Origin of the sequence: Gemmobacter sp. (assembly GCF_016792925.1) — a bacterium.
Classification (GTDB): Bacteria; Pseudomonadota; Alphaproteobacteria; order Rhodobacterales; family Rhodobacteraceae; genus Gemmobacter.
Genome location: NZ_JAEULU010000132.1, coordinates 1 through 2,724 on the forward strand (window position 1 = coordinate 1; position 2,724 = coordinate 2,724).

The 2,724-nt window shown below is 68.6% G+C and carries 1 protein-coding gene; it reads right to left on the reverse strand.

Features of this window, described 5'->3' with window-relative positions; all coding sequences use genetic code 11:
* Nucleotides 1-2,724: amino acid adenylation domain-containing protein (locus JNN06_RS06665; protein WP_291238813.1), on the reverse strand; the 2,724-nt coding region annotated here is incomplete at both ends.

A 2,724-nucleotide genomic window follows, 5' to 3' on the forward strand; every position in this document is an offset into this window, starting at 1 on the left:
ACTGCCACCCCCCCGCTGCGACCGAGGCCCAGCCAAGCCCGGTTTCCAATGCCTGCCGACTGTCCCAGAAACTCGCATCGGCGCGGAAAATCACCAAGGGGCAGGCAATCGGGCGCGGCTGGTAAGCCTCCACCGCCGCGACATTGGCCAGCACCAGATTGGCGCCGTTCACCTCGCCGGGGCGGGCCGAGGCCAGCTCGGCCTCGATCTGGCGGTTCTCGCGGCGGAAATGCAGCACCCGCGCAAAGTGCCGCCAGCCATGCCGCCCGATCTGGCCCAGATGCGCCGCCACCTTGCCCGCACCGCGCACGGAAGGGCGCCCATCCGGCCCCTGTGCATCCAGCACGGCCACAAACCGCACCTCGCGCCCGGCCTCCAGCAGCAGTTGCGCCAGCTCATAGGCAAAATAGGCCGCCATCGACACGGCGCCCAAGGCCAGCGGCCCTTCCGGGAAGGCCAGCTGAATATCGTTGAAATAGCGCCGGGCAATGCGCTCCACGCTGATTTCATCCAGATCTTTCGGCGGACCGACGGTCAGGCCATAGACCGGATGATCCGGCCCCAAAGCCTCGGACAGCGGGCGGAACAACACCTCTTTCTCGCCCAGAACATGAATGGCGAAAAACGGCACTTTGGCGCCCTGCGGCTGGATCGGCACCAGAAGATGCGCCTCGGCCCCGTCGCGTTCCAGAAACCGGGCGAGGCCGCGCGCCGTGGGATAGCGGTACAGGTCGGTGGTGACCACGGGGCGGCGGAACCGCGCCTCCAGCATCGAGGCAAGCCGCAGCGTGATCAGCGAATTGGCACCGTAATCGCGGATGTCATCATCCGGGCCCAGCCGCGCCACCCCCAGAATCTTCGCCATCAGGCTGGCGACCGCGAAGGTCAGCGGGTCTACCGGCCCGTCATCAGCCTGATCGCCGGGCGGCACCGGGGCGGGCAGCGCGGCCATGTCGACCTTGCCATTGGCCTTCAGCGGGAAGGCCTCGACCGGCACGATCATGGGCATGGTCGCCCCGGTCATATAGCGCGCCACATGGGCCACCAGCCCCTCCAGCGCGGGGCTGCCCTCGCGCAGGTCGGGGCCGCAAACCCAGGCCACCAGCCGGGCCGCATCGCTGCCCGCACCATGCACCGCCACACGCACATCGCGCAGCCCCTCGAACTGGCCCAAGGCGCGCTCCACATCGCCCAGATCAATGCGCAGCCCCCGCAGCTTGACCTGACGATCACGGCGTCCCAGGAACATCAACGCCCCGTCGGCCCGCCATTGCGCCCGGTCGCCCGTGGCATAGATGCGCCCCCCGCGCACAAAGGGATCAGGCCGGAACAGCCGGGCCGTGATTTCGGGCTGGTTCAGATACCCACGCGTCACCGCCGCGCCGCCGATATGCAAATTGCCCTCGGCCCCACGCGGCGCGAGGCTGCCATCAAAGGCCAGCACATAGGCAAGAGCATGGCCCATCGGGCGACCAATGGGCACCTCGGCCCCGTCTTCCAGCGGCTGACCCTGCGGCGCGGCCCAGCTGGTGCTGGTGATCGTTGCCTCGGTCGGGCCATAGCCATTCATCCAGGCGCAGCCCGGCGCCAGGCGCTGCCAATCGGCAAGGGCGCCTGCATTGATCCGCTCGCTGCCCGTCACCACCAGCCGCACCGAGGGCGGCAGCGGCAGGTGGCGCGCGGTCATCTCCTCCACCAGCACATGCCAAAAGCTTGCCGGCAGATTCATCACCGTCACACGCTGGCGGGCGACGAATTCCAGAAATGCCTGAAACGAGGCGGTTTCATCCTCGCTGCGGATCACCAGCGCCGCCCCTGACAGCAGGGTCGGCACGATCTCCTCCAGCGCCACGTCAAAGCCGGGCGAGGCGAAATGCAACACGCGGTCGGCGGGCGTCAGGCCATAGGCCGCCATCGCCGCCGAGGCATGGGCCGACAGCGCGCCCTGCGTGCCCATCACCCCCTTGGGTCGCCCGGTCGAACCGGAGGTGTGGATGATATAGGCCAGTCGCGCCGCATCGGGGGCGGGCGGGGCGAAATCCGGCGCCTCGACCTGGGCATTGGGGTTGATCAGCGGCACGGCCAGCCCGGCGAGGCCGGTTTCGCCAATCACCGCGCAGACATCGGTTTCCACCGCCCGCAAGCTGCGCTCGGTTTCCGGCAGGGCCATGTCGAGCGGCAGGAACGCCGCCCCCGCCTTCAACACGGCCAGAATAGCCAGGGTGAAATCGGCCCCGCGCGGCAGGTTGATCGCCACCACGCTTTCGGCGCCGATGCCCTTGCGGGCCAGCCTGCGCGCCATGGCCTCGGCCTTGGCATTGGCCTCGGCATAGGTCAGGGGGGCCGCGGTTTCATCCAGGATCGCCAAGGCCGCGGGCTGCGCCGCCGCCACGGCCGCAAAGCGCGAGGCGATGCAAGGCTGGGCATCCGTCACCGGGCTGTCTGGCCGCGAGAGGTGCAGAAGGTCGGCCTGCTCTGCCGCAGACAGCATGGCGAGGCTGTACAAGGGTGCCTGCGCCGGTGCCGCCGCCATGGCCGAAAGCAGGGCCACGAACTGATCCAGAAACCGTTCCGCCAAGGCGGCGGGAATGCGGCTGGCGTCAAATTCCAGCTCCAGTTCCAGCTGATCGGTGCCATAAACCGCCAGCGTGGCCGGGGTTTCTCCCTCCTCCAGCAGCTGCACCTTGCGATTGGACCAGCCCTTTCCCAAGCCCGCCATCAGCG